Below are 25403 nucleotides of genomic sequence, written 5' to 3'. Positions count from 1 at the left end.
GGAGCAATTGGAAACTTTAAAATCTTTGGTACCCTCCACGCTACCTCCTCTGTGCATACCCTTTCGTGCCAAAGACCGTTTCTTTACTAAGGCTTGAGCTTCGGCTTGCCATAATTTTAGGAAAGAGATACCATGGAAATAACACAGATCGTATTGGCCAGTCGGCCGAAGGGAAATCCCAGTAAAGAGAATTTCAGGTTTGAGAAAGTGGAGCTACCGGCTTTGCAGGACGGGCAGGTACTGCTGGAACCGCAGTTTTTCTCCGTTGACCCGTACATGCGCGGCCGCATGAACGATGCCAAATCGTACACGCCGCCGTTTCAGGTAGACGCGCCGCTGGAAGGTGGCGTAGTGGCGAAGGTGGTGGAATCGAAGAGCGAGGCTCTGCAACCCGGCGATGTGGTATTGGGTGCGTTGCCCTGGGCCACCCAATCCATTGCCGAGGCGAAAAAGCTTCAAAAAATAGACACCAGCCTGGCCCCCGCCAGCTATTACCTGGGCATTCTGGGAATGCCCGGCTTAACGGCTTACTTCGGGTTGTTGGACATTAGCCAGCCTAAGGAGGGCGAGACGGTGGTGGTATCGGGCGCGGCCGGGGCCGTGGGCATGGTGGTGGGCCAGATTGCCAAGCTCAAAGGCTGCCGCGTGGTGGGTCTGGCAGGCTCAGACGAGAAAGCCGAGCTGCTGAAAAAGGAGTTCGGCTACGATGAAGTCATCAACTACAAAACTACCCAAGACCTGCGTTCCGACCTGAAAGCCGCCTGCCCCAACGGCGTGGACGTGTACTTTGACAACGTAGGCGGCGAGATCACCGATGCCGTCATTTCGCTCATCAACTTCCACGCCCGCCTCGCCATCTGCGGCCAGATCGCCCATTACAACGACGAAAAGCCCCAGCAGGGCCCCCGGTTCCTGCCGTTGGTACTCACTCGCAGCGCGCTCATCAAAGGCTTTATCGTGAGCAACTACCACGCCCGCTTCCCCGAAGCCATGCAGCAACTAAGCACCTGGGTCAAAGAAGGCAAACTCCACTACCAGGAAACCATTGTAGAAGGCTTCGAGCAACTCCCTGAAGCGTTCTTAGGCCTCTTCACCGGCCAGAACCAAGGCAAAATGCTGGTGAAGGTGTAAGACTTTAGAAGTTATTAAAATAGTAAGCCCTCACAGTTTGTGGAAATCTGTGAGGGCTTTTGCGTTTAGCGGCTCTTTTTCTGAAAACAGGCCCAAAACGCATTGAAAGATTTCTAATTGTACAGTTTCACGTATTCCGTCCCCCTTTGAAGGGGGTAGGGGGATGATGACGCATGCTGAATAGGGTGTTTTAAGAGCTAGCTTCTTCCATTACAATGTCGCGGAAGTTACTTCCGTGACTTGCCGAACCAGTAAGGGCACGGAAGTAGCTTCCGCGACATCATGATACATCTACCCTTGGCTCTCGGCGGTCTGGAGACTCGCCTCATCACGAGGCACGAGACAGGAGTCTCGCGCCAGTAATAAAAAGACCTCACAGGTTTTGAAAACCTGTGAGGTCTACTGCGTTTTGGACCTGTTTTAAGAAAAAGAGTCGCTAAACGCATCTCCAGCGTTGCCCTCCATTGGAGAAGGAATTAGAGGACGGTTCTACGTCAGTAATTCGGCTATTGCTTTATCTACTTTTTCAAACTGGAAGCCGCTCAGCACCTCGTCCATCAGGCCTTTGATTTGCTTTGTACAGAGATTGCCAATGCTGCCTTCATGTGTGTGGTTCACTTTCTCAGGACGTTCAAATTCACCTTTCTCAATGGCTAACCCCACGTTTTTGTAGGCATCTCTGAACGGCACCCCGCTGAGCACCTGGTTGTTCACCACTTCCACGCTGAAGAGGTATTGGTACTTTTCGTCTTTTAGGATGTCTGGGTTCAGTTTGAGGTGCGGAAGCATGAACGTCATCATCTCCAGGCAGTTCCTGATTTCAGTGAAGGCGGGGAAAAAGCTTTCTTTGAGCAATTGCAGCTCGCGGTGATAGCCGGAGGGCAGGTTGCCGAGCAGCATCTGAATCTCAGTAGGAAGCGCCTGCAGGCGGTTGCACTTGCCGCGCATGATCTCAAACACATCGGGGTTTTTCTTATGCGGCATGATGCTGGAACCGGTCGTCAGTTCGTCGGGCAGCGTCACGAAGGCGAAGTTCTGGCTCATGTACAGGCACACGTCCATGGCCATGCGGCCAACAGTACTAGCAATAGACGCCAGGCCCATGCTCACGCTGCGCTCCGTTTTGCCTCGGCCCATCTGGGCGTACACCACGTTGTAATTCAGCGCCTCGAAGCCCAGCAAATCGGTGGTCATCTGGCGGTTGAGCGGGAAGGAACTTCCGTACCCAGCCGCCGAGCCAAGTGGGTTCTTGTTGCTGATTTTGTAGGCTGCTTGTAACAGCTGTAAATCGTCTACCAAACTCTCGGCGTACGCGCCAAACCACAACCCAAACGATGAGGGCATGGCCACCTGCAGGTGCGTGTAGCCTGGCAGTAAAACATCTTTGTTCTTTTCGCTGAGCTCTTGCAAGGTATTGAAGAGTGTGTGCACCGCCTCCACAGTCTGCCTGATTTCATGGCGGATGAACAGTTTCAGGTCTACCAGCACCTGGTCATTGCGGGAACGGCCGCTGTGGATTTTCTTGCCCGCCTCGCCTAAGCGGCGTGTCAAAATCAATTCCACTTGCGAGTGCACGTCTTCCACGCCTGGCTCAATAGTAAACTCGCCGCATTCAATGCTTTTGTAAATCTCCTTTAGCTCGCGCTGCACGGCGGCCAAGTCATCGGGTTCCATGAGCCCGATGCTTTCCAGCATGCGCGTATGCGCCAGGGAACCCAGCACATCAAACGGAGCCAGTTGCAGGTCCATTTCGGCGTCTTTGCCCACGGTGAATTTCTCAACGTTCTGCGCCACGGAGGTTTCTTTCTGCCAGAGTTTCATGCTAAGCGGTAATAACGGGTGTCAAAAGTTCTATGTAAAGCTGAATGCCTTCTTCCAGTTCTGAAAGGTAAATATATTCATCGGCGGTATGCGACCGCGCCGAGTCACCCGGGCCAATTTTGAGCGAAGGAATGCTCAACAGCGCCTGGTCTGAGGTAGTAGGGGAGCCGTACAGGTTCCTGCCCAGCCTGATGCCCGACTGCACAATAGGATGTTCCCGGTCAATAGACGAGGGCCGCAAACGGGTAGACCGTGGCGTCACCTCGCTCTTTACATGCTCCCGAATGATGCTTAATACTTCTTCCGGCTGATAGGCATCGGTCATGCGCACATCAACCGTAAACTTGCATTGGTCAGGTACCACGTTGTGCTGCGAACCTGCCTGAATGATGGTTACGCTCATTTTGACAGGCCCCAAGAAACTGGACTCCTTCGGGAAACGGAACGTGCGGAACCACTCAATATCAGGCAACGCCTCGTAGATGGCATTGACGCCTTCCTCACGGGCCGCGTGTCCGCCCTGGCCGTGGGCTATGCAATCCAGTACCATCAAGCCCTTCTCGGCCACGGCCAGGTGCATTTGGGTTGGTTCGCCTACAATGGCAAACTCCACCGCGCTCAGTTCTGGGTACACCAGCTCAATGCCGTTTCTGCCCGAGATTTCTTCTTCGGCGGTAGCCGCCAGCACCAGATTATAGGTCAAATCCTGCCGCTCATAAAAGTGCAGGAACGTAGCGATGAGCGACACTAAACAACCACCAGCATCATTACTGCCCAGCCCAATGAGTTTGCCGTCTTGCACGGTAGGCGTGAACGGGTCAAAGGTCCAACTGGGGTGCGGCTTCACGGTGTCATGGTGCGAGTTCAACAGCACCGTGGGCAAGGCTGGGTTGTAGTGTTTATTGAACGCCCAGACGTTGTTCTGCTGCCGGTGAATTTCCACGCCCCGCGTCTGCAGGAACTGCGCAATCGCCTCCGCCGTTCCTGCTTCCTCACGGCTGAATGACTGGATGGAAATCAATTGCTGGAGTAACGCGAGGGCGTCTTGGTATAAGGTGTTGTTCATTGTTTAAAATCAAAATTCCGCTGGCGCGAGTTTGCGACTCGTGCCTACAGATGAGGAGTAGTCTCCAGACTACTCTCGCTGCCTAATGCAGCGACAGCACGCATGGCTGACCTGTCTTTAGCGTATGGTTTCCGGCGAGTCTGGAGACTCGCTTCATCCTGTGTCACGAGACTTCAGTCTCGCGCCAGAGGTTTTCTGTTTTGGGCCTGTTTTCAGAAAAAGAGCCGCTAAACAGCAATGAGTGGAGACAAGGCGGTGCCTGGTCTCTACTTTTCGTCAGTATACAACTTCTCTGCCTTGTTGGCCGAGGTTCTAATGCCCTTAATCATGGCCGAGCTGAAGCCATTGTGCTCCATCTCGTTCAGGCCTGCAATGGTACAGCCTTTGGGCGAAGTTACCTTGTCAATCTCGTTCTCGGGGTGACTGCCGAAGTGCAGCAACAGCGAAGCTGCGCCTTTGGCCGTTTGAGCGGCCATACGTAGTGCATCTCCCGCATGAAAACCAATCTCGGTGCCGCCCTGAGCCGCTGCGCGGATGGACCGTAAAAAGAAGGCAATACCGCAGGCCACCAAGGCCGTCGCCGAGGACATGAGTTCTTCCTCAATTTCCACAGTCTCACCCACGGCGGAGAAGATGTCTTTTACCAGTTCTATGTTCTGAGGCGAGGCATTCTTGCTTGCAATACAGGTCATAGACTCTTGAATGGCGATGGCGGTGTTGGGCATGGCGCGCACCACTTCCACTACCTTTCCCAAGCGGCTGATAATGTCCGTCACAGCCACGCCGGTCACGATGGAGATGAACAGATGGCGGCTGGGGTCGATGCTCTCGGAGATATTGTCCAGCACGCTGTCCAGCTGTTGCGGCAGAATGCTGAGCACGATGATGTCGGCCTCGGCCACGGCCAGCGCGTTGTTGCTGGAGACGCGGTAGCCCTGCTCCACCATGGCATCTAATAGCTTGGTATTGCGGCGGGTGAGGGTAATGTCCTCGGCGCGGTATTTCCCGGAGGCCACCATGCCCTTCGCCAGCGCGATGCCCATGTTGCCGCCGCCCAGAATGGCTATTTTCTTGTACTGTTCACTCATGGTATTCTATATGTTGTAGCCGATGTTTTGGCTGGTATGTTACTGTTGCTGCTGCAAGAAAAGAGATTGTCGCATAACTGCCGCTGTTTTGGGCTTGTTTTCGGAAAAACAGGCGCTAAACACTTCTGGCGGAGACGCTCGCAGGTCCTCCGGACGCTACGAGGTCTTCTGCGCTGAAGCCATTGGAGGAACGCTGTCCCTTTCAGATTCTACTACTTTCTGATCTGGTGCAATCCAAGAGTTAGCTTAATTCTAAATGTCTCGTGCTTGTATGCGTGCTGACACAAGCGGACGCTTGCGCCACAACCCTTCTAAAATCTACAGTTTCGTTTTGAACCTGATTTCAGGAAAACATCCCCAAAACGCATCTGCTAAATTTTCTTTTTATTGCAGCACGAGGATGTTCACTGGCGCGAGTCTCCAGACTCGTGCCGATGGGTGCGTGGAGTCTCCAGACTCCATTTTGCCCGCATTCACCGCTCCGTGGTTTCCGGGAGTCTGGAGACTCGCTTCATCCTTTGGCACGAGACGGAAGTCTCGCGCCAGTATTTTGTTACAGCGTTATCCTGGTTCCTGCCTTTCCGCCAGAGGCGATGTCTTTAATTTCCGCCGCATCACCAATGATGACCGCCTTCACGCCTTGTTCCAGCGCCGCGAAGGCGTTGTCCAGCTTGGGCAGCATACCCGCGAAGATGGCGCCTTGTTCTTTCAGCTCAGCATAATAGGGTGGTTGCAGGTGGTGAATCACGCTGGTTTCATCCTCCACATCCAATAGCACGCCTTTCTTCTCGAAACAATAAATCAGGTTCACCTCAAATTGGTGGCTCAGGGCCACGGCTAGGGTAGAGGCGATGGTATCGGCGTTGGTGTTGAGCATGTTCCCCTGGCCGTCATGCGTTAGTGCCGCGAAAACGGGCGTAAGACCTTGCTCTGCGAGGGAGGCCAGAAACGTTATGTTCACTTGCTCGGGGCTTTCCACATCACCCACAAACCCGTAGTCAATGTCTTTCACGGGGCGTTTGTGGGCGGGGATGACGTTGGCATCGGCGCCGGTGAGGCCGAGGGAGTTACAGCCTCTGGCTTGCAGTTGCGCCACCAGGTTCTTGTTCAGCAAGCCGCCATAGACCATGGTGACCACGCGCAGGGTATCGGCATCGGTAATTCGACGGCCGGTCACCATATTGGGTTCAATGCCCAGCTGCTTGCTCAGTTCTGAGGCAATCTTGCCGCCGCCGTGCACCAGTACTTTGGGGCCTGGCACAGAAGCAAAATCAGTTAAGAACTGCTCCAACTGCGCCGGGTTGTCCAGCACGTTACCGCCTATTTTGATGACGTTGAGTTTCTGCATTTTTGTATTCGTATCAGGTATCGCGTATCAAGTATCACGACACGAGATGTTAGACTTGCTCAGATTATTATGTCATCCTGAAAGGACCTTGTGGGCAAGTTAGAAAAGTGGTAGCTCAATACTTAACTTCCGTTTTCGGCCTCTTTTCTGAAAAACAGACTAAAAACGGTTTCTTGCATTTAGCAACGGTCTATCTAGTTCGCCCACAAGATCCTTTCAGGATGACAAAGAGGAGGGAGGTAAGTAAGAGCTCACAGGTTTTCAAAACCTGTGAGCTCTTTGGTTTTCAAAACCTGTGAGGTCTTTAGTTCCGTTACTGAATCCCTTCCAGCAACCGCTTCAGCACCGCTTGGGCCGCGAATTCACGGTTGGCGGCTTCGTTGACTACTAAAGAGTTCGGGCCGTCCAGGATTTCGTCGCTGAGCTCCACGTTGCGGCGCACGGGCAGGCAGTGCATCACTTTGGCGTTGTTGGTGTTGGCCAGATGCTGGTTCGTGAGCATCCAGCTGGCGTCTTGCGTGAGTACCTCTCCGTAGTTGGGCTGGAAGGTGGACCAGTTCTTCACGTAGATAAAATCGGCGTCTTCCAGGGCTTCTTGCTGGTTGTGGGTGATGGTCGCGCCTTGGGTGAACTGCGGGTCTAGTTCGTAGCCCTCGGGGTGCGTAATCACGAAATCCACATCGGCAGCGCACATCCACTCAGCAAAAGAGTTAGGAACGGCCTGAGGCAATGCCTTCACGTGGGGGCCCCAGGTCAAAACCACCTTCGGCCGACGGCCTTGCGGGGCATGCTCGGTGATGGTGACCAAATCTGCCAAGCTTTGCAGCGGGTGACGTGTGGCCGACTCTAAGCTCACGAACGGCACGTTAGCGTACTGGATGAACTTCTTCAGAATCTCCTCGGAGTAGTCTTCTTCCACGTTCTGCAGCTTCGGGAAAGAGCGCATGCCCAGCACATCGCAGTACTGGCCCATGACGGCGGCCGCGTCCTTGATGTGCTCCACGGTGGTGCCGTTCATGATGGCGCCGTCCTGGGTTTCAAGCGCCCAGCCTTCCTGGCCCATGTTCATGACCATCACGTTCATGCCCAGACTCTGCGCCGCTTTCTGCGTGCTGAGGCGGGTGCGCAAGCTGGGGTTCAGGAATATCAGGCCCAGCGTCTTGCGCTTGCCTAGGTGCTCAAACGCGTACGGGTTTTTCTTCAACTCCAGCGCTTCCTGCACCAGGGCGTTTAGGTCTTCTACGTCGTGAACGGAAGTGAATTGCTTCATTATATTTTTGAGATTCAAGACACAAGACTTTTCATCCTATATCAAAAGTCTTGCATCTTATGTCTTACATCTTGTGTCTATTTTACTAAGGCAGCGAATGCCTCTAAAAACCGGTCCAGCTCGACCTGCGTCACATTCAGGGCAGGCAGTATCCGGATGGTGTTTTTGTTAGAGGCCGAGCCGGTGAAGATACGGTACTCGTCCAGCAGGGCTTTGCGGAGCGGGGCGCACGGGTTTTCCAGCTCGATGCCGACCATCAGGCCCTGGCCGCGGACTTCGCGCACGCCGGGGATGGCTTTGGCTTTTTCCATGAGGTACTCGCCCATTTGGGCAGCGTTCTCCACCAAGTTCTCCTGTTCCATCACTTCCAATACCGCTAGAGAGGCCGCGCAAGCCAGATAATTCCCCCCGAAGGTGGTGCCCAGCATGCCGTGTTTGGCCGGAATTTCTGGGGAAATCAACACGCCCGCTACCGGGAAGCCGTTGCCCATGCCTTTGGCGATGGTAATCAAATCTGGCTTTATACCTGCGTGCTGGTGCGCGAAAAACTTGCCAGAACGCCCGTAGCCCGACTGGATTTCGTCCAGAATGAGCAGCGCGCCGTGTTTCTTGGCTAGTTTTTCCAAATCCTGCAAAAAGGGAGCGGTAGGGATATTCACACCGCCCACGCCCTGGATGCCTTCCACAATAATGGCGGCTACCTCGTTCGTGGCCAATGCTTCTTCCACCGCGGCAGCATCATTGAATGGCAGGAAGATGATGTTATCGGTCTCATTCACGGGAGCTACAATGCTGCGGTCATCGGTGGCGGCTACTACCGCCGAGGTTCTGCCGTGGAACGACTTGCTGAACGAAATCACTTTCTTCCGGCCCGTGTGGAACGAGGCCAGTTTCAGAGCGTTCTCGTTCGCCTCAGCGCCGGAGTTAATCAGGAACAGTTGGTAATCTTCGTAACCGCTCAACTTGCCCAATTTCTCCGCCAATTCCTGCTGCTGCGGAATCTTCACGGAGTTAGAGTAGAAGCCAATGTTGTTGAGCTGATTTGTGAGGCGCTGCACATAATGCGGGTGGCTGTGGCCGATGGAAATCACGGCATGGCCGCCGTATAAGTCTAAATATTCAGTGCCGTTCTCGTCCCAAAGCTTGGAGCCGAGGGCTTTCACAGGCGTGATATCAAAGAGGGGGTAAACGTCGAAGAGGTTCATATTGAAGACGTAAGATTCAAGACATTAGACCTTTCTGTTTTCAGGCTCTTTTTTGAAAAACAGGCCGAAAACAGAAATTTATATTTTGCTGGCGCGGGCGTTTAAATCGTGGCAGCTTCATTTATTTTTATTGTCATCCTGAAAGGACCTTGTGAGCAAGCTAGAGTAGCGTTATGGTAAACGCTTTTACAGTTCGCCCACAAGTTCCTTTCAGGATGACAGATAGGGTGCGTGGGTGCAATACCCTTCTGTTATTTGCTCAATGTAACCCGTTCTACTATGGCGCGGAAGTTACTTCCGTGACTCTCTTACTAACTTCGGAAAGGCACGGAAGTAACTTCCGCGCCATAGAAAATAGAGTTTCAGGTGATTCGCCTTTTCTGTTTTTTGCCTAGTTTCAGCAAACTAGGCAAAAAACAGAAATTAATTGGATGTATTAAAACCCGATAGCTTTCAACTGCAAGCCCGCCCTTTCGTCCAACCCGAACAGCAGGTTTATGTTCTGCACGGCCTGGCCCGAGGCACCTTTCAGCAGGTTGTCAATCAGGCTGGTGATGACCAGTTGATCCTCGTGCTTCTCTATATATAAGAGACACTTGTTCGTGTTCACTACCTGTTTCAGGTCTGGGTTCTTATCGGTTACCAGCGTGTACGGGTGACCTTCATAGAATTGCCTGTACAATTGCTGTGCTTCCTTCAGACTCAGGTCTGAGCGCAAATATGTAGTGCACAAAATACCCCGGCTGAAATTACCACGGTACGGCACAAAGCGGATGGCAGTGTCTAAGTTGCTTTGCAATGATTGCAGGCTCTCAGTGATCTCATGCAAATGCTGATGCCCAAACACTTTGTAGCTGGAGATGTTGTTGTTGCGCCAGCTGAAGTGGGAGGTCTCGGCCAGTTTCTGACCAGCGCCGGTTGAACCCGTGATGCCGCTCACGTGCACTTCTGCGGGCAAAGAGCCGTTCTGTGCCAGCGGGAGCAAGGCCAACTGGATTGCCGTCGCAAAGCAACCAGGGTTGGCTACGTTAGCGGCAGTTTTGATTTGCTCGCGGTTTAGTTCTGGCAGACCATATACAAATTGGCGATTGCCCAAAGAAGACTTCGCCGTGAGGCGAAAATCCTGGCTCAGGTCAATAATCTTTACTTCGTCTGGTATTGGATTGGCGTCCAGGAATTTCTTAGCGTCTCCGTGGCCTACGCAGAGGAACAGCACGTCCACCTCGGTGCCCAGCTCGTTGGTGAATACCAACTCCGTGTCGCCCAGCAGGTCGGTATGGGTGTCGGTGACAGGTTTGCCGGCCTGACTGTTGCTGTGCACAAAGCTGATTTCTACGTGCGGGTGGTGCACCAGCAGGCGCAGCAGCTCACCACCAGTGTAGCCTGCTCCGCCTACTATGCCCACTTTTATAAGACTATTTTGCATCGTCTTCGCCGTTGATTAAGCGGTACATCATGGTCTGGTTCCCGAAAATCTTAGAGAAGCCTTTCACGTCTTCGCCCGACCAGGCGTTGTTCATCTCGCCGTAAGAACCGAATTTAGACGACATCAAATCATGCTCTGACTCAATGCCTTCTATCTGGAAGCGGTACGGGGCCAGCCACACGTGTACTTTTCCGGTCACAGTTTTCTGCGTGTCGGTCAGGAATGTCTCAATGTTGCGCATGGTGGGGTCCAGGAACTGGCCCTCGTGCATCCAGTTGCCGTACCAGGTCGCCAGACTGTCTTTCCAGTACAGCTGCCACTTGGTGAGCGTGTGTTTCTCCAGCGCGTGGTGCGCTTTGATGATGACCATCGGCGCAGCCGCCTCAAAACCCACGCGTCCTTTAATCCCGATGATGGTATCGCCCACGTGGATGTCACGACCAATGGCGAATGCCCCCGCAATCTCCTGCAGCTTCTGAATCACGTGCACAGGATTGTCGAATAGCTCGTCGTTCAAGCCCACGGGTTCACCATTTTTGAAGTGCAGCGTGATGCGCTCTGGCGTTTCTTTAGTAAGCTGAGTAGGGTACGCAGATTCGGGCAATGCCTGGTGCGACGTTAAAGTTTCCTTGCCACCCACCGACGTTCCCCAGATACCTTTATTAATAGAGTACTGCGCCTTCTGGAAATCCATCTCCACGCCCCGCTCTTTCAGGTATGCAATCTCCTCTTCGCGTGATAGTTTCAAGTCACGGATGGGCGTAATCACCTGCACATTCGGCACCAGAATATTGAATACCATGTCGAAACGCACTTGGTCGTTGCCTGCGCCCGTGCTGCCGTGCGCTACCGCTTCGGCGCCAATTTCCTGGGCGTATTTGGCAATGGCCACGGCTTGGGAGATACGCTCGGCGCTCACCGATAGTGGGTAGGTGTTATTTTTCAACACATTCCCGAAAATCAGGTACTTCAGACAGGTTTGATAGTAGTTGTCGGTTTCGTCTAAGGTTACGTGCTGTTTCACGCCCAGATTCTCAGCCCTTCGGGCGATTTCCGCCAGTTCCTCCTCAGAGAAGCCGCCAGTATTCACAATGGCCGAATAGATTTCATAACCTTGTTCCAGTAGGTACTTCACACAGAAAGATGTGTCTAAGCCGCCACTGAACGCGAGAACTACTTTTTTCATGGGTGTTAACTATAAAGTGCTTGTAAATGAAAAGTATGGGTAAAGCGTCGTCTAGGAATCAGTTCTGCTAAAAAGCTGACTCCCAGAAGAAGCTGTTAATTATTGTTGAGGCGCTGGGGCATCAGGATTGTTTGAACCCTCTTCTGTCTTTGGCGGTACGTATAGCATAGCCGTACAGAGACAGTTGCTGCGGTTTTTGGCCGTTAAGATGTCAAAGTTCACGCAGCTGCGGCAGCCTTTCCAGAACTCCTCGTCGTTGGTGAGCTCAGAATAGGTCACGGGGCGGTAGCCCAGGTCTGAGTTGATCTTCATCACCGCCAGCGCCGTAGTGAGTCCGAAAATTTTAGCGTGCGGGTATTTGGTGCGCGATAGTTCAAACACTTTCTGCTTGATGCGCTTGGCCAAGCCGCTTTTGCGCAGGTGCGGCGATACAATCAAACCGGAGTTGGCCACGTACTCGCCATGACCCCAGGTCTCAATGTAGCAGAATCCGGCCCACTTGCCTTCTGCATCAAACGCAATGACGGCTTTGCCTTCCCGCATTTTTAACGCCACATATTCCGGCGAGCGCTTGGCGATACCAGTTCCACGCGCTTTTGCCGATGACTCCATCTCATCGCAGATTTGTTGGGCATATGGGGTGTGTTCCTCTGTGGCCACCACCACCGTGAAATCAGATTGAGTTTCCATGGAAACAGATGCAATAGGCTGCAACTCTACAGCCGAAGCGTATGTACGCATCGCAGTATGTTTTGAAAAAATAAGTAAAAAGAAAAAAGGGGTACTGCTACCAACTTTAAGAGTTGGTATACAGAGATGCATCCGGTTTAGTTGTAGATCACAACCTACGCCGGTGGCCTAGCGCCTGGATCGGGTAAGGTAAATAGGTTCACAAAAAACTGTTCTGGGCAGAACAGAAAAAAGCGCACTCCTCAGGAAGGAGCGTTTTACCGTTGTAACGACAACTGATAAAAGCGACTTTTTATTCATTGACTTAGAATCGTGTAAAATATAGGTGGCTTCAACTTGAAAGCTGGTGCAAAGATTCCATATAAAAAATGAAAATACCAACGTTTTGGTTCATTTCTTATGAATGATTTATTTTTTAACACAGAAGACAAGTGCGGTTGCAGCCTAGCTAAAACAGGAAGATGGTCGTATTGGGCTATTCTATAGGAGGGAACTGTCAATCAATTGAAGCATTATGGGCTAGCTATTCTTTTCTCAACTTCAAGTAGTTCACTTCAGGCAAGCTATAGTTAGGATAACGGAGACCTACATTTCTTAACTGTTAGAACTTATTTCCTGAGTCTTAGTTATAAGGTAGAAAGGGCTGGTTGTTCTCATCTATCCGGTATTTTTGCAATGATTTGGTCATTAATTGGTCAAGCCATCCTTTCAAAGCAATGAGCATCTGTTTTAAGCCCATTTTCTAAAAATGGGCTTAAAACAGATGCAAACAGGCCCCGATGCCGATCCTCTCTCTAAAGACTATTGTAATAGTTGATAAGCTGAACTAAGTCTTCGTCTTTTTAAGGTTTAGGTTATTGGCCGAAAGGTAAGCTTTCAGTTTGTCCTTCTGGTTGCTTAGGGCAGCTAGAACTGATTTTTCCTCGTTCTTTATCTTGATTAGGTCATTCCCTTTCCGAAGGTGATAGGTCGTGATTTCTGCTATTTTTTTAGTGATAGAAGCGGAACTGTAGGCCTTTTCTTCCCGAATAACTTTGAAATTTCTTTTTAGTAACCCAACTGGCCCGGTCGCTAGCACTTCATAAAATACATTTCCTGCGGTATTCGCATCAAAGGCAGCTCCGCTTACAAAGCTTCTAGTCTGTTGGATGGAGGCATTGGGAGGGGAGTAAATGGTGAATTCAGTAACGGGTTGCATAGGTTCAAGGACTATTCCTTGCTTGTTCCTGAAGAGTACAAGACCTTCCACCATTTCATACTTCAGGACGATGTCTTTATAGGCTGTCCCATCTGCCAGTGTTAGAGTTCCTTTGCTCCATTCTTCCAGCAGATAAGGTGAGCCTTCTACATTTATGTATTGATTTACCCTGATAGGTCTTCCATTTACTTCTTCCAGATAAACCTGTGCTTGTGTTCTTTGGCTCGTTATGGCCATGACAGTTAAAACTAGAGCTATAATTTTTGAGGCGTTCATAAACAGGGGTGTAAATGGAGAGGTGCAATCATAACGATTGGAACATGGCATTTTAGCTAGCATCTTTTACTTGGAAATAGCGACTTCTGTGAATCTAAAAAGAAACCCCCAGACTTTACCGAGGGTTTCTTTTAGGTTTTAATTTTTAAGTTCAACTTTTATCAAGGGGAGCTATTAGTCCCAATTTGGATTCTGCTGAATATTAGGGTTAGCGGTTATCTCGGTTCTTGGAATAGGTAAGATTCTTTTGGGATCAGAGTAGGCTAGTGTATTTGGGTTTCTTCTTCTTCCTGTGATATCTAGCTTCAGTCTGTTTAGAGTAGCGAATCTGTCTCCTTCAAATGCGAGCTCTTTTCTGCGTTCAGAGATGATATCACTGAGAAGTTGAGTTCCTGTGGAGGCATATACTTTCCCTGGCTCTCTCTCATTTACCAAAGTATTGAGATATGTAAGGGCAAGCCCTGAATTACCGGTGCGGTAAGCGGCTTCTGCCGCAATAAGATACACCTCAGACATCCGGATCACGACTTTATCTTCTGCATCACCAGAGATGGCGTTGTACTTAGTGACAATGTACGCGGGGTTGTCATTTGCTCCTCTTCTGCCCACGGTTATCAGTTGTCTTCTAATATCATCTGCAGAATACTGGGCAAATAGACTAGGCGTAGCCAAATTCTGACCGTAGCCGCCTTGGTTGAAGAAATAGGCATATTCGTTTACTCCATTGTTCTCAGTCTGGGTGGCTGACACTTCAAACAATGATTCTACCCCTTGTAACTTGGTAGCATCCGTCTCCTCCCAATAGTCCAGGACAGATGCGTACGGCAACAACTCCACGCCGCTGTCATTGATTACTTCTTCGGCTTGTTGTAAGGCTGCGGTGTTGTCCCCTTTGTAGAGGTTTACCTCTGCCTGTAAAGCGCGGGCTGCATACTTAGACATGCGCACCGGACCGGGGTCCATGGTCATCAAGGTGTACGCCTTGTCTAAATCCGCTAGAATCTGGGTATACACTTCGGCTACGGTGTTACGTTTAGGCTGGGCATTGTATTCATATGGAGTTACCACAATTGGTACTCCTAGGTGAGAAGCATCTGCCGTTTCATTGTAAGGTCTGGCAAAATGCCGTACCAGTTCAAAATAGATTAGCGCTCGGAGTGCATAGGCTTCTCCCTTGTATTGGTCCACCACTTCCTGGTTTACGACCGTAGGGGTAGAATTGATAATGGAGTTGGTCCGGTTGATGACATCATAGGCGCCTGTCCATATCTCTGTTATCTCAGCGCTGTTGTTAAGAAAGTTGTAGCCGGACAAGGTATTGAAGTAGCCAGAGTTGGATGTGGCTACATACAGGTTGTCTGCTAACATATCTCCTAAAACAGGAAGATTCAGGCCATATAAGTCAGTGGAAGCTAAGCCCCCGTAAGCACCCCGTAAGGCACTCAAGACATCGTTTTCTGTCAGGAGGGCCTCAGCCGCGTTAATCTCTGTAGAGGGAGTTTCGTCCAGGAACTCATCGCCACATGAACTGAGGGTGCTCGCAGAGAATAAAATGCTTAAAAGCAGAATTTTATAACTATTTTTCATCAGGAGTCTTTGTTTAGATTAGAAGCCAACGTTTATACCAAAAGTGACTGTTTTAGGAACATTGATCTCAAAGTTCGTGGTTCCGGTTACGCCACCTGCTTCTGGGTCATAGGGCAGATTGTCATCTGAAACACGTGTCCACAGGTTCGTTCCTCTGGCGTAAACCCTTACATTGGTCATCTTCAGTTTGCCAATAAGGCTAGTTGGCAGGCTATAGCTTAAAGTAACATCCCGTAAACGAATGAAATCACCTTTGTTCAATTGATTGTCTGAAAGGGAGCGGAATCTGTAATCATTGTCATAGGAAAGAACTGACACAGTTGCCTGATCTCCTTCTTGTTGCCACCGGTCAAGTTGGGTTGCTCTTTGGTTAAAGCCGCCCAGGTACCAGCCACCGCTATTTAAATACTGGTAATATGGGTCACGGATGTAGTTGCCATAGCTGTAGTAGAACAAGGCATCAAGAGTAAGTCCTTTGAGCGAAAGAGTAGTGCCAAAACTGCCAAAAGCTGTTGGCAAGGCAGATTTACCGGTTAAAGAATATTGGGCTTCTGAGTACGTCTTTGTTGTTTCAGAGCGAGATCCATCTTTATACCACATCGGCAATCCGTCTACAGGGTCAATGCCAGCCCAAAGCGGCATGTAGAATTGGTAAATGTCTTGGCCAACTTGTCTGATAAAACCACCTGTTTCTTGCTTATCCACGGCAAGTTCGGTGATTTCGTTTTTATTTTTAGAGATGTTAAAACTCAGATCCCATTTAAAGTCTCCTATCTGCACAGGGGTACCAGAAACGGAAAATTCAAAGCCACTATTCTTCATGGCCCCAATATTCTCTAATCTACTGGGCCAGCCAGTTGTTAAAGACAATGGACGATTAAGCAACAGGTCTGAAGTGGTTCTGGTATAGTAGTCGGCTGTAAAGCTTAACCGATTCCCAAAGAGAATAGCATCAATTCCCACATCGAAAGGTTTATTTTTCTCCCAGGTAAGATTCTCATTCCCCAATGAAGAAGGAGTGGCTGCCACAGAACCCTCATAGGTGCTGGCATAAGAGTAGAGCCTTCTCCAATCATAATTCCCGATATTGGCGTTTCCGTTGACACCATAAGAAGTTCTTAGCTTTAACTGATTGACCCAGCCATAGTCTTGCATGAATTCTTCCTGGTCAATGTTCCAACTGGCTCCAACTGACCAGAAGTTACCATACCTGGTTTCAGAACCAAATCTTGAAGAGCCATCTCTTCTGAAAGATCCAGAAAGCACGTATTTACTCTTATAAGATATATCACCAAGAGAAAGGAGGGAAGCAAAAGAGTAGCCTTCATCAGAGCCGCCCGCTGTGATTGGAGTTGCTGCATTTGAAGGAGCCCTGAAATCAATGTTCAGAGGCATGTTCTCTGCGTACACGTTTGATGAATAGAAAGAAGACTTCTGGGCCTCATAACCTGCTTTCAGGTTGACTACCCAGGTGTTGTCCTGGTTGAGATCCCAGGTATAATTTAATAAGTTCGTCCAAACCCAATTGTAATAACGGGTATAGTATCTAGTAGCACTCCCAACAACTGATTCAGCATCACCATAGAAAGGGTTCTGGTAATTGTCTTCCTCCAGGCTGTTGAAGTCAACTCCGTATTTAGAAGTGAAGGAGAGGCCTGGTAGGATTTTATATTCTCCATTGATGCTTCCTACCGCTTTTAAGATATGGCTTTCATTTTTGTCAAGTTCTGCCAATCGGAGGGGGTTAAAAGGCCCCTGAGGTTCTGAGTCGAGCGCCAATGACGGCATCAAAAACAAGCCGGCTAAAACCGGGTTTGCGAAGAATCCGCTGTTGAGAGGCCCAGTCTGCGTAGAAGAGGAGAGCAGCAGATTAGTGCCGAAGGCCAGTTTCTCGTTCAAACTGTGCCGGATGTTAAAGCTGCCTGAGTATCTCTCGAATTCTGATTTTAGGGTGGTGCCTTCCTGGTTGAAATAACCTCCTGAAAGATTGAAGGTAGTCTTTTCATTGCCTCCCGAGAATGCAAGATTATATTGTTGTGTTCTTCCTTTACGATTCACCTCATCTTCCCAATCTGTATTCACGTCAGGATCAATACCAAAGTTTTCTTCTATGAAATCCACAATATTAGTTTCATCTAGTTCATAGAAGTCCCAGTAACCATCATTTCTCAAGGCCTCCCCAAATAATTCGATGTTCTCAGCTGTTGTGAGCATGCGGGTATTCTCATTGTAGTATGCTCGTTTTGCTGTACCAAATTCTGCGTCAAAGCGCACGTTGGTTTTACCAGCTCTCCCGCTTTTTGAAGTAATCACAATCACTCCGTTTGCTGCTCTGGATCCGTAGATAGAAGCGGCTGATGCATCTTTCAACACGTTAATACTCTCAATATCATTAGGGTTGATACCCGCGAGGGCATTGGTTGTAGTCGTGTTTCTGGACAAGTCACCTGAGTTGATGGGTACACCATCAATCACAAAGAGAGGAGCAGACGAGCCGGTTATGGAACCTACCCCCCGGATGCGGATCTGTTGGGCAGAGCCTGGTTGGCCAGAGGCACCTACCGACTGTAAGCCAGGTACCCGACCCTGAAGTGCTTTGTCTACAGAAGACATAGGGATGTTTTCGATCTCGGCCCCGCCCACCTGAGACACAGCCCCTGTTTGCTCCAATTTGGTTTGGGTGCCATACCCAGTCACCACCACCTCCGTTAAGGCGCGGGCATCTGAGGTTAAACGGACATCTATGGTTGATTGTCCACCGATGGCTACTTCTCTATTGCCATATCCAATAAAAGAGAATACGAGGGTGCCGCCCGTTGCTGGTACAGTGAGGGAGTAGCTTCCATTAGCATCTGTTGGGGAGGCAGTACTAGTTCCTTTGAGCTGGACTGTTACCCCAGGCATTCCCTCCCCAGTGGTAGCGTCAGTTACTCTTCCAGAGATTGTCTTTGATTGTGCCATGGCCTCGTTCAGAAGCACAGACAACAAGAAAAGACTTAAAAGTAGAATTTTCTTCATCTTCGTTTTGGTTAGTTATAAAGGTATTAATTTAATAAAAAAAATAATATTTACAATGTAGAAGTATGTGCAAAAGAGAAGTGGATTGCGGCCTGAACTGAGTTTTGAGACAAAGTCAAGGATGTTTTCACAATTTTCTAAACAAATGAGTAAGTCTTATTATTAATGAGATTCTTAAAATGTATTAATGAATGCAGTTAATTGAATGTTTGTGCAAATTATGTGATAGGGCAGATTTAGTAGAAGGAATAATGCATTAGATAAATATCCAAAGGATTCTTCTTGTAACATATGAAAGATAACCCTACTGGTTTGATAAACTTGAGTAGTGCTAATAATTAGAAATCATTTATGACAGATGATGTTTAAGAGATAATGCCTCTGATGCAGTGCAATAAATAACTGAAATTGTAGTCTCGTGGGGAATCTGCTACTAAGTATAGTTACAAAGGTGAACGCAAGACCAGATACAAATGCCTCTTCTTTCACGATGTGCTGTGAATTTCCTGTCAAGGCGTTCATTAGTGAAATCTGCCAGTACGGTAAGCAATTGGTGCTCGGTTAGTTAACGGGCAAGGAAGGGCGTGAGGTGAACGGATATTCTCGTTTCTACAACATTTGAGTTCTTGCTATAGCCAGATATGGATGATGTTGGGCAAGCCCTTTAGTTGCGCGCATCAACAGACTGCCCAGTGAAAGACAACAACTAAGATGAACGTATAAGCTGTCACCAAGATAGCTTTAGCGACAAACTTTGTCTTTTGCATGATTTCTTAGGCAAATCATGCGGGCAAATACTTGCGATTAGTATCGCAGTTAGGCACAGTCATTCCTGATCAGTGTTTAGATGAGATTGTTATGGTCGAAAGTAGGGTTATAAAATAGAGAATAGGTTAAAGTAATCAAACAAGGGTAGATTGACGGAGCTTCCCCTTGCTGCACTAATGAGAATAGCTGCGTGCCATTTATATAAACTAATGCAATCTCGGGATTTTTCAACGTAACAAACATTACCTCCAGATTGCTGCCGAGTATGGTAAATCTGTTACTACTTTCCTAATACTAGGTAGTTAGGTTTATTTTTAAACATGAAGAAACGTTCTTCAAGCTTTGCTGAAAAATTGTCGGAAAGAGTAGCAGAAGCGGAAGAATAAATAATCAGCAAAATTTTAAGTTAGCTTGGCAAAAGAAAGTGAATGCTGTCCGACTTTGACCAGCAGGTGTAGCAGAAGTTATAGAAGAGGGATTGACGCAAAATGCTTGCATAAAATTTATCTCCAATGCGCGCAATCCGACATAGAAAGGCGCTTTTGGCCTCTTTTTCGTAAATCAGGGCAAAAACGACAGACAAAAAAATAATGGTTTTGCTCGGCAAGCTGTTTTCAGGCTCCTTTTGTAAAATCAGGCTAAAAACAGAAAAGGACGTTCAGTCTTTGCAGAAAAAAAACTAGACCTAACAACAGCTAAACGTTATCTCTAGCCGACGGCTGTCGCCGCCGTTCAACCAAGTACGTTGCCCTAATTGATTTTACCCCTTTGATGATTATGGTGCCTCCCAGAAAAACAAAAAGAGCCAAGCATTGCCTGGCTCTTTTTGAAGTGGAGAATTGAAAATATTATTTCACATCCCACCAAACTCTCGTATAGTTGGTATCAGCTCCCTGACGTGCTATTACTGCATCATAATTTGCTTGGTTGATAGAACGGGCATTAGCTGGATAGCTATGACGAAGTGGAATACCTTGAGCTTCCAATGAACCAGGACCTGGTTTCAGGAATGATGGATATCCAGTTCTTCTCCAGTCTGTCCAGGACTCAAAACCATTCAGGAATTGGTGCTTCCATTTTTGGGTGATGATTTGCTCCAGACCCTGTACGTTATTACCGGCATAAGCATCATGAGGGATAGCTCCAACTTCATAATATTCTGCAGAAGCAGTAATGGCTTGCTCATACAATGTGGCAGCGCTTTCAGCTATAATGCCTCTGTTTGCCATCTCAGCTCTTGCAAAAAGGACCTGAGGATATGTGAAGATAGGAGCAACAGCATCTGCCCCTTGGAAGGTCTGGCTTAGGCGGCTGTAAGCCGAAGGAATGTTTCTGGCAGCTGTGGTGCCATACTCTAGACCAATGATTCTACCGTTGATAGATTCACCATAAACTTGTAGACGGGGGTCACCTTGCATGTTATTTACAATAGTATTGCTTAGTGCGTAGTCATTTCGGTTATCATTGGTATAGTTTTCATACCAAGGGTTCCAGTTGTTAGGATCAGTACCAATGAATTCGTAAATGATGTTCTGCGCATTGCTAGTGATGGCACCAGCTGCCATGGCTGCCTGGAACTCAGTTGTTGCTTTGGCTTTGTCTACATCAACTAAACGTAAAGCCATGAACATGCGAGCAGTGTTGGCAAAGCGCTTCCAGGCAGCCATATCACCGTTCAACAAAACATCACCGGTGACAGGTGCTTCAGATTCATTGATCATGGCTTGAGCCTCCGTCATTTCCTTAAAGAGGTCATTGTAGATGTCTTGCTGCTTGTCATACTTAGGCATCTTAACCTCAAAGCCTTTTAGAGCTTCAAAATAAGGGATGTCGCCGTAGATGTCGGTCAAATACCAGAAGTAATATGCCTTCAAGATGCGAGCTACGGCAATCTGGTTGTTCTTTGAACCATAAGCAAGGTCAGCGGCAGGATTTCCCTCATTGTTATAATCAATGATGGCTTGCAGGTTAGACAAAGGACCTCTGTACCACTCTGTCCAGGAAACGTTCCGGGTGCTGTAGTTTTGAGCAGAAGGGTAAGGGCCTTCTGCCAGATACTGGGCATACAGTGGAAAATAGGCATTTGCATAACCTGCGGTGGAAGACGGCCCTTCGGTAGGGGTTTGTCTGGCCGGCCCGTTAAATGTAGTGTATGAAATCGCCTGCTCAGCGAAGGTTAGCAAAGCTCCAGTTGAAACCGCAGGAAGCTGAGTAGGAGACACGTTTGTGTCATCGAAATCACTAAAGTCACAGGCTCCTAGAAACACTAGTAAACCTGTAGCAATCGATAAAATTTTCTTTTTCATTTCAAGTGTTTTTTAGAACGGATTAGAATGTAAGTCTTAGGTTCACACCCATGCTGCGGGTAGAGCTTAACTGACCGCCTTCTGTCCAGTAGTCTTCTAATTCTGAAGGATCAATACCATAGTCTTTTGCTGGGGCACTGATTAACCAAGCATTATTTACAATGAGAGCAATACTTGCAGCTGTAATTGGCATTCTTCCTAAGAAAGACTTAGGAATGTCATAACCCAAACGAACTTCACGAAGTTTCAGATAAGAGGCGTCCAACACAAATTCATCAATAGAACCATTCTGCAAGGCATTATAGAAATATGTACGGGCTGGCATATAGACATCATTTGGCTGGCCAGCAATACTTGCACCACCACGAGTTACACCAGGAGCGAAAACAGCATTTGGTACTCTGATACCACCACCATTAGATGGGTAATCCCTCCAATCATTGCCTTTGTCATTCACACCTACAGTATACTCAGATAAACCAGTGCCCAAGTTAAACTGTTTGGTGGAAGAGTAGAATAAACCACCTTTCTGGAAGTCGATTGAGAAGCCTAAGTTAAAGCCTTTGTAAGAGAAGGTGTTAAAAAGACCACCGGTGAAATCTGGTTGCACAGAGCCTCTTTCCTGACCAACGCTATAGGTGGGAACACCATTGGCACCCACTAGAATCTGACCTGCCTCATTTCTATTCCATCTTCTACCTACCAACATACCCCACTCTTGACCAACGCGGTGTTCTAGGCGGGTATTGTTCCAGTCTGTTCCTGCCAAATAAACGTCTGAGCCTTCAATCAATTCCTCTACCACAGAACGGTTTCTTGCAAAGTTGGCAATCACGTTCCATGTGAAGTTTTCTGATTGAACCGGAGTAGCATTCAAAGACAGCTCAATCCCTTTCCGGACGAATTTACCTGCGTTTACTTGGGCAGTACTAAACCCAGTTGCTGGGTCAATTTCTAAGCCAATGATTTGATCTTCGTTTACATCATTATAGTAGGTAAACTCTACACCAAAGCGGTCAAAGAAGCGCAGGTCTGTTCCAATTTCCCAAGAAGTAGTGATGGCTGGTTTCACCTGGCCTGATCTGTATTGGTTACCTATAGAGGCTGAAGGATTGTCACCGTATGAAGATTCATTCACGTTGGCAATGTTCACTTGGTTGAATCCAATATCATTACCCACCTGTGCCCATGAACCTCTCAGTTTACCTGAAGTGAGTACTCTTCTAATACTTTCATTGTTGATTACTTCTGTAAATACAATTGAAGAACCAATGGAGCCATACATAAAGGAGTTGTTCTCAACTGGTAAGGTAGAGGACCAGTCATTACGTAAGGTTCCGTCGATGTATAAGAAACCTTTGTAACCAACCGAAGCCCGACCCAAAAGGCTTCTTACTTCTGTGTCACGATAGTCACGGAAGGAATATGGGCGGGCGACAGATGCTCCAATGTCAAAGAAATTTGGAGCAGCTAAACCGCCTTGTGTTCTTTGGAGAAGGTCATCATAGTCATTGATCCTTAACGCTGTACCCACAAAACCATCTACGGAGAAGTCTCCAAACTCTCTTCTATAGTTTACGCGGCCTTCATAGTTAAACTCACGGATAATAAATTGTCTTACCTCATATTGTGGCGTGGCAATAGAGCCAGTAGCGATCCGACCGTCGTTTCTCCCGTTTCTATAGCTCATACGAGCGTTACCTTGTACGTCAATATGATCTGTGATTTTGTAGTTTAACCCTAAATTACCTGCTAAACGGGTGTTTTGCTGGGTTGTAAAGTTGTTTTCCTGTACAAAGTAAGGAGACTCCCAATACTGTGGCCTTAAGATATTAGCTAAGTTACCGCTGGCATTAGGGTCTCCAATGTTCCAAGACACGTATCTTCCGTCTGGAGTTCTGTAGTTTTTCAGATCATCTAGGTTTATCTGTCTCTGAAACCATTGGTTAAAGCCTTGGGTTACGTTCAAACCATCATTGCGGTAATCTTCAGCAGGTGCACCTTTGGTGTCATTGTATGTCAAGGTTGCATCAGTAGTTACCGTGAATTTTGGAGTGACATTGAACGTGGTGTTCAATCCAACCTGATGTTGATCCCGCTTTGCCTCAGGGATTGTCAATGTGCGGTGCTGGTTGGAGTAGGTTAAACGGTAGTTGTACGTATCACCGGATCCACTAAAAGCAATGCTGTTGTTTAAGAACATGCCCGTTTTGAAGAAGTCTCTAATGTTGTCTGGTTGGGCAGTTAATGGAATTTGTTCGCCAAATCTTGCTCCTGGGTACCAAGAGTAATATGGACGGTAAAGTTGACCATTGATTTTTGGGCCCCAGCTTTCATCTGCACCGTATTCTAGCATACGCTGTCCATCAAATGCTGCCCATTCTGCAGGGTGGCCTTTTGTCGGGTCATATGTGAATACAGGAAAGCCTGCATCATCATAGCCACCAGCAGCAGCACTAGAGGCAGTAGAGGTATAGCCACCAGCATATTGGTCTTGGTACGGGGGTAATAAGTACAGTCTCTCAGCTGTAGCACCTAAGTTCAGCTCAACAGTTGGTTTGCCTTTTATTCCTTTTTTGCTGGTAATGATAATTACACCGGCTGCGGCACGGTTACCGTAAAGGGCAGTTGCAGCAGCTCCTTTCAATACAGAGATACTTGCTACGTTGTCCATGATCACGTTTTGTTGATCAGTTACAGTACCATCCACAACATAGAGGGGATTCTGGATGCTTAGAGCATTAGCTCCCCTTACTACAATTGATGCATTATCAAATGTAGAGCTTGGAGATCCTTGTAGTTGTATACCTGCAACTTTACCAGCCAGAGAAGAGCTTACGTCATTTGATTTAGCCAACGTTAGATTATTCCCGCTTACTACTCCTACAGAATAAGGAAGCGTTTCTTTTTCCCGTGATTCACCTAATGCGGTTACAACTACCTCTGCTAACTGTCTAGCATCGGTTCCCAAGCGAACATTGATAGTTGTTTGAGCTCCAATAGCAATTTCTTGATTGGTGTAGCCAATAAATGAAAATACTAAAGACCCACCTGCATTTGGCACTGCAATGGTATATCCACCATTGATGTCAGTGGGAGCGGCAATGCTACTGCCTTTGAGCTGTACTGTCACACCAGGCATACCTTCACCTGTGGCTGCATCAGTCACTCTTCCTGTGATAGTCCTTGTTTGCGCTATAGCTTCATTCAGAAGCACAGAGAGCATCAAAAGACTTAAAAGTAAGACTTTCTTCATGTTGGTTATAGTTTGGTTTGTTAAATAAAGGTTAATAATAAGTGTTTTTTTATACTTTAGAAAATTGTGAAGTATTTTTAATGTTCATTTAATGAATATCCTTTCTTGGTTTTTGTTGCACTTAATAAATTTTAAGGTCTATGAATAGACTTTTTTTACTACAGGAAGTCATAAGGTAAGTTGGTATTTAGCTGCCGAGATGGTTAACTAAGGTTATTAAAAAATAACATCTATTATTGATTAGGGAGATGTAGGATGTAGTTTACTATGAGTTCTTTACAGATGCCTATGTTAGGAGGTCTAATCAGCTGGAGCTTATTTTGTCAATACCATCCTTCAATAAACTAGGAGAATTTTTGAGCCGGGATAAACTAGGGTGTAGTTTATCCTATTACCTAAATTACGAATTAAATGTAATATAGTAAATATATAATATTTAGTGTTATGTCATGTGTATGCATATAGGGGTGAGGTCTGTATATGCATACACATGAAGAAATAATCTTAAGTTAATACTTATGCCTGCTAGTTTGGGTTAAAAGTAGTCTTCTGAGATTGGTTTATCTATTAGTGCTTATTTTGTATTAAGTCTATATAGATAGAATTTAATTTATCATGATTGACGACATTAAACATCACTCAAAAATGATTTTATAGCTCCTGTGTTAGGGCGCGTTGACAATTAGTGTAAAAGGATCATGATGGATGCCAGGTAGACGAACCCGGCGAAGCTGTCAGCGGTTTTGTCGTAGCGGGTGGCGAT

Annotated in this window: 15 protein-coding genes; 1 reads left to right on the top strand and 14 read right to left on the bottom strand. The window is 47.7% G+C overall.

Annotation, left to right across the window (positions count from 1 at the left end):
• Positions 1–132: 132 nt before the first annotated feature.
• Entirely contained in the window at positions 133–1131 is a 999-nt protein-coding gene (locus H7U12_RS11720) for an NADP-dependent oxidoreductase (RefSeq protein ID WP_186637928.1), read from the top strand.
• Positions 1132–1620: 489 nt separating this feature from the next.
• Here the strand turns inward: H7U12_RS11720 and argH are convergent, their stop codons facing one another.
• The 14 genes from argH to H7U12_RS11650 form a co-directional block, all read right to left on the bottom strand.
• Positions 1621–2952 (bottom strand): argininosuccinate lyase, encoded by a 1332-nt coding sequence (argH, locus tag H7U12_RS11715; RefSeq protein ID WP_186637925.1) that lies wholly within the window; start codon positions 2950–2952, stop codon positions 1621–1623.
• A 1-nt stretch (position 2953) separates the two neighbouring features.
• Positions 2954–4018, bottom strand: coding sequence for a M20 family metallo-hydrolase (locus H7U12_RS11710; RefSeq protein WP_186637922.1), 1065 nt, complete (start codon positions 4016–4018; stop codon positions 2954–2956).
• 266 nt (positions 4019–4284) lie between these two features.
• Positions 4285–5106, bottom strand: coding sequence for a pyrroline-5-carboxylate reductase (gene proC, locus H7U12_RS11705; protein ID WP_186637918.1), 822 nt, complete (start codon positions 5104–5106; stop codon positions 4285–4287).
• A gap of 553 nt (positions 5107–5659) precedes the next feature.
• Positions 5660–6454, bottom strand: coding sequence for an acetylglutamate kinase (argB, locus tag H7U12_RS11700; RefSeq protein ID WP_186637915.1), 795 nt, complete (start codon positions 6452–6454; stop codon positions 5660–5662).
• Between the two features lie 313 nt (positions 6455–6767).
• A complete protein-coding gene (locus H7U12_RS11695) occupies positions 6768–7724 on the bottom strand; it encodes an N-acetylornithine carbamoyltransferase (RefSeq protein ID WP_186637912.1) in 957 nt (318 codons plus the stop codon).
• Between the two features lie 77 nt (positions 7725–7801).
• Positions 7802–8929 (bottom strand): aspartate aminotransferase family protein, encoded by a 1128-nt coding sequence (locus H7U12_RS11690; protein WP_186637909.1) that lies wholly within the window; start codon positions 8927–8929, stop codon positions 7802–7804.
• A gap of 436 nt (positions 8930–9365) precedes the next feature.
• Entirely contained in the window at positions 9366–10355 is a 990-nt protein-coding gene (gene argC / locus H7U12_RS11685) for an N-acetyl-gamma-glutamyl-phosphate reductase (protein ID WP_186637906.1), read from the bottom strand.
• Positions 10345–11541, bottom strand: a complete 1197-nt coding sequence (gene argG / locus H7U12_RS11680) for an argininosuccinate synthase (RefSeq protein WP_186637904.1) — start codon at positions 11539–11541, stop codon at positions 10345–10347. The genes argC and argG overlap by 11 nt, the downstream gene beginning before the upstream one ends.
• Before the next feature lie 99 nt (positions 11542–11640).
• A complete protein-coding gene (locus H7U12_RS11675) occupies positions 11641–12231 on the bottom strand; it encodes a GNAT family N-acetyltransferase (RefSeq protein WP_186638066.1) in 591 nt (196 codons plus the stop codon).
• An 826-nt stretch (positions 12232–13057) separates the two neighbouring features.
• Positions 13058–13705, bottom strand: a complete 648-nt coding sequence (locus H7U12_RS11670) for a hypothetical protein (RefSeq protein WP_186637900.1) — start codon at positions 13703–13705, stop codon at positions 13058–13060.
• A gap of 174 nt (positions 13706–13879) precedes the next feature.
• A complete protein-coding gene (locus H7U12_RS11665; protein ID WP_186637897.1) occupies positions 13880–15292 on the bottom strand; it encodes a RagB/SusD family nutrient uptake outer membrane protein in 1413 nt (470 codons plus the stop codon).
• 18 nt (positions 15293–15310) lie between these two features.
• Complete coding sequence (locus H7U12_RS11660; RefSeq protein WP_186637894.1) at positions 15311–18310, bottom strand: SusC/RagA family TonB-linked outer membrane protein; 3000 nt, start codon at positions 18308–18310, stop codon at positions 15311–15313.
• A gap of 1616 nt (positions 18311–19926) precedes the next feature.
• Positions 19927–21384, bottom strand: coding sequence for a SusD/RagB family nutrient-binding outer membrane lipoprotein (locus H7U12_RS11655; RefSeq protein ID WP_186637891.1), 1458 nt, complete (start codon positions 21382–21384; stop codon positions 19927–19929).
• Between the two features lie 22 nt (positions 21385–21406).
• On the bottom strand, positions 21407–24640 hold the full coding sequence (locus H7U12_RS11650) for a SusC/RagA family TonB-linked outer membrane protein (RefSeq protein ID WP_186637882.1): 3234 nt from the start codon (positions 24638–24640) through the stop codon (positions 21407–21409).
• Positions 24641–25403 lie beyond the last annotated feature (763 nt).

Origin of the sequence: Rufibacter sediminis, assembly GCF_014269285.1 — a bacterium.
Classification (GTDB): domain Bacteria; phylum Bacteroidota; class Bacteroidia; order Cytophagales; family Hymenobacteraceae; genus Nibribacter; species Nibribacter sediminis.
This window is presented reverse-complemented; position numbering and strand designations above follow the sequence as displayed.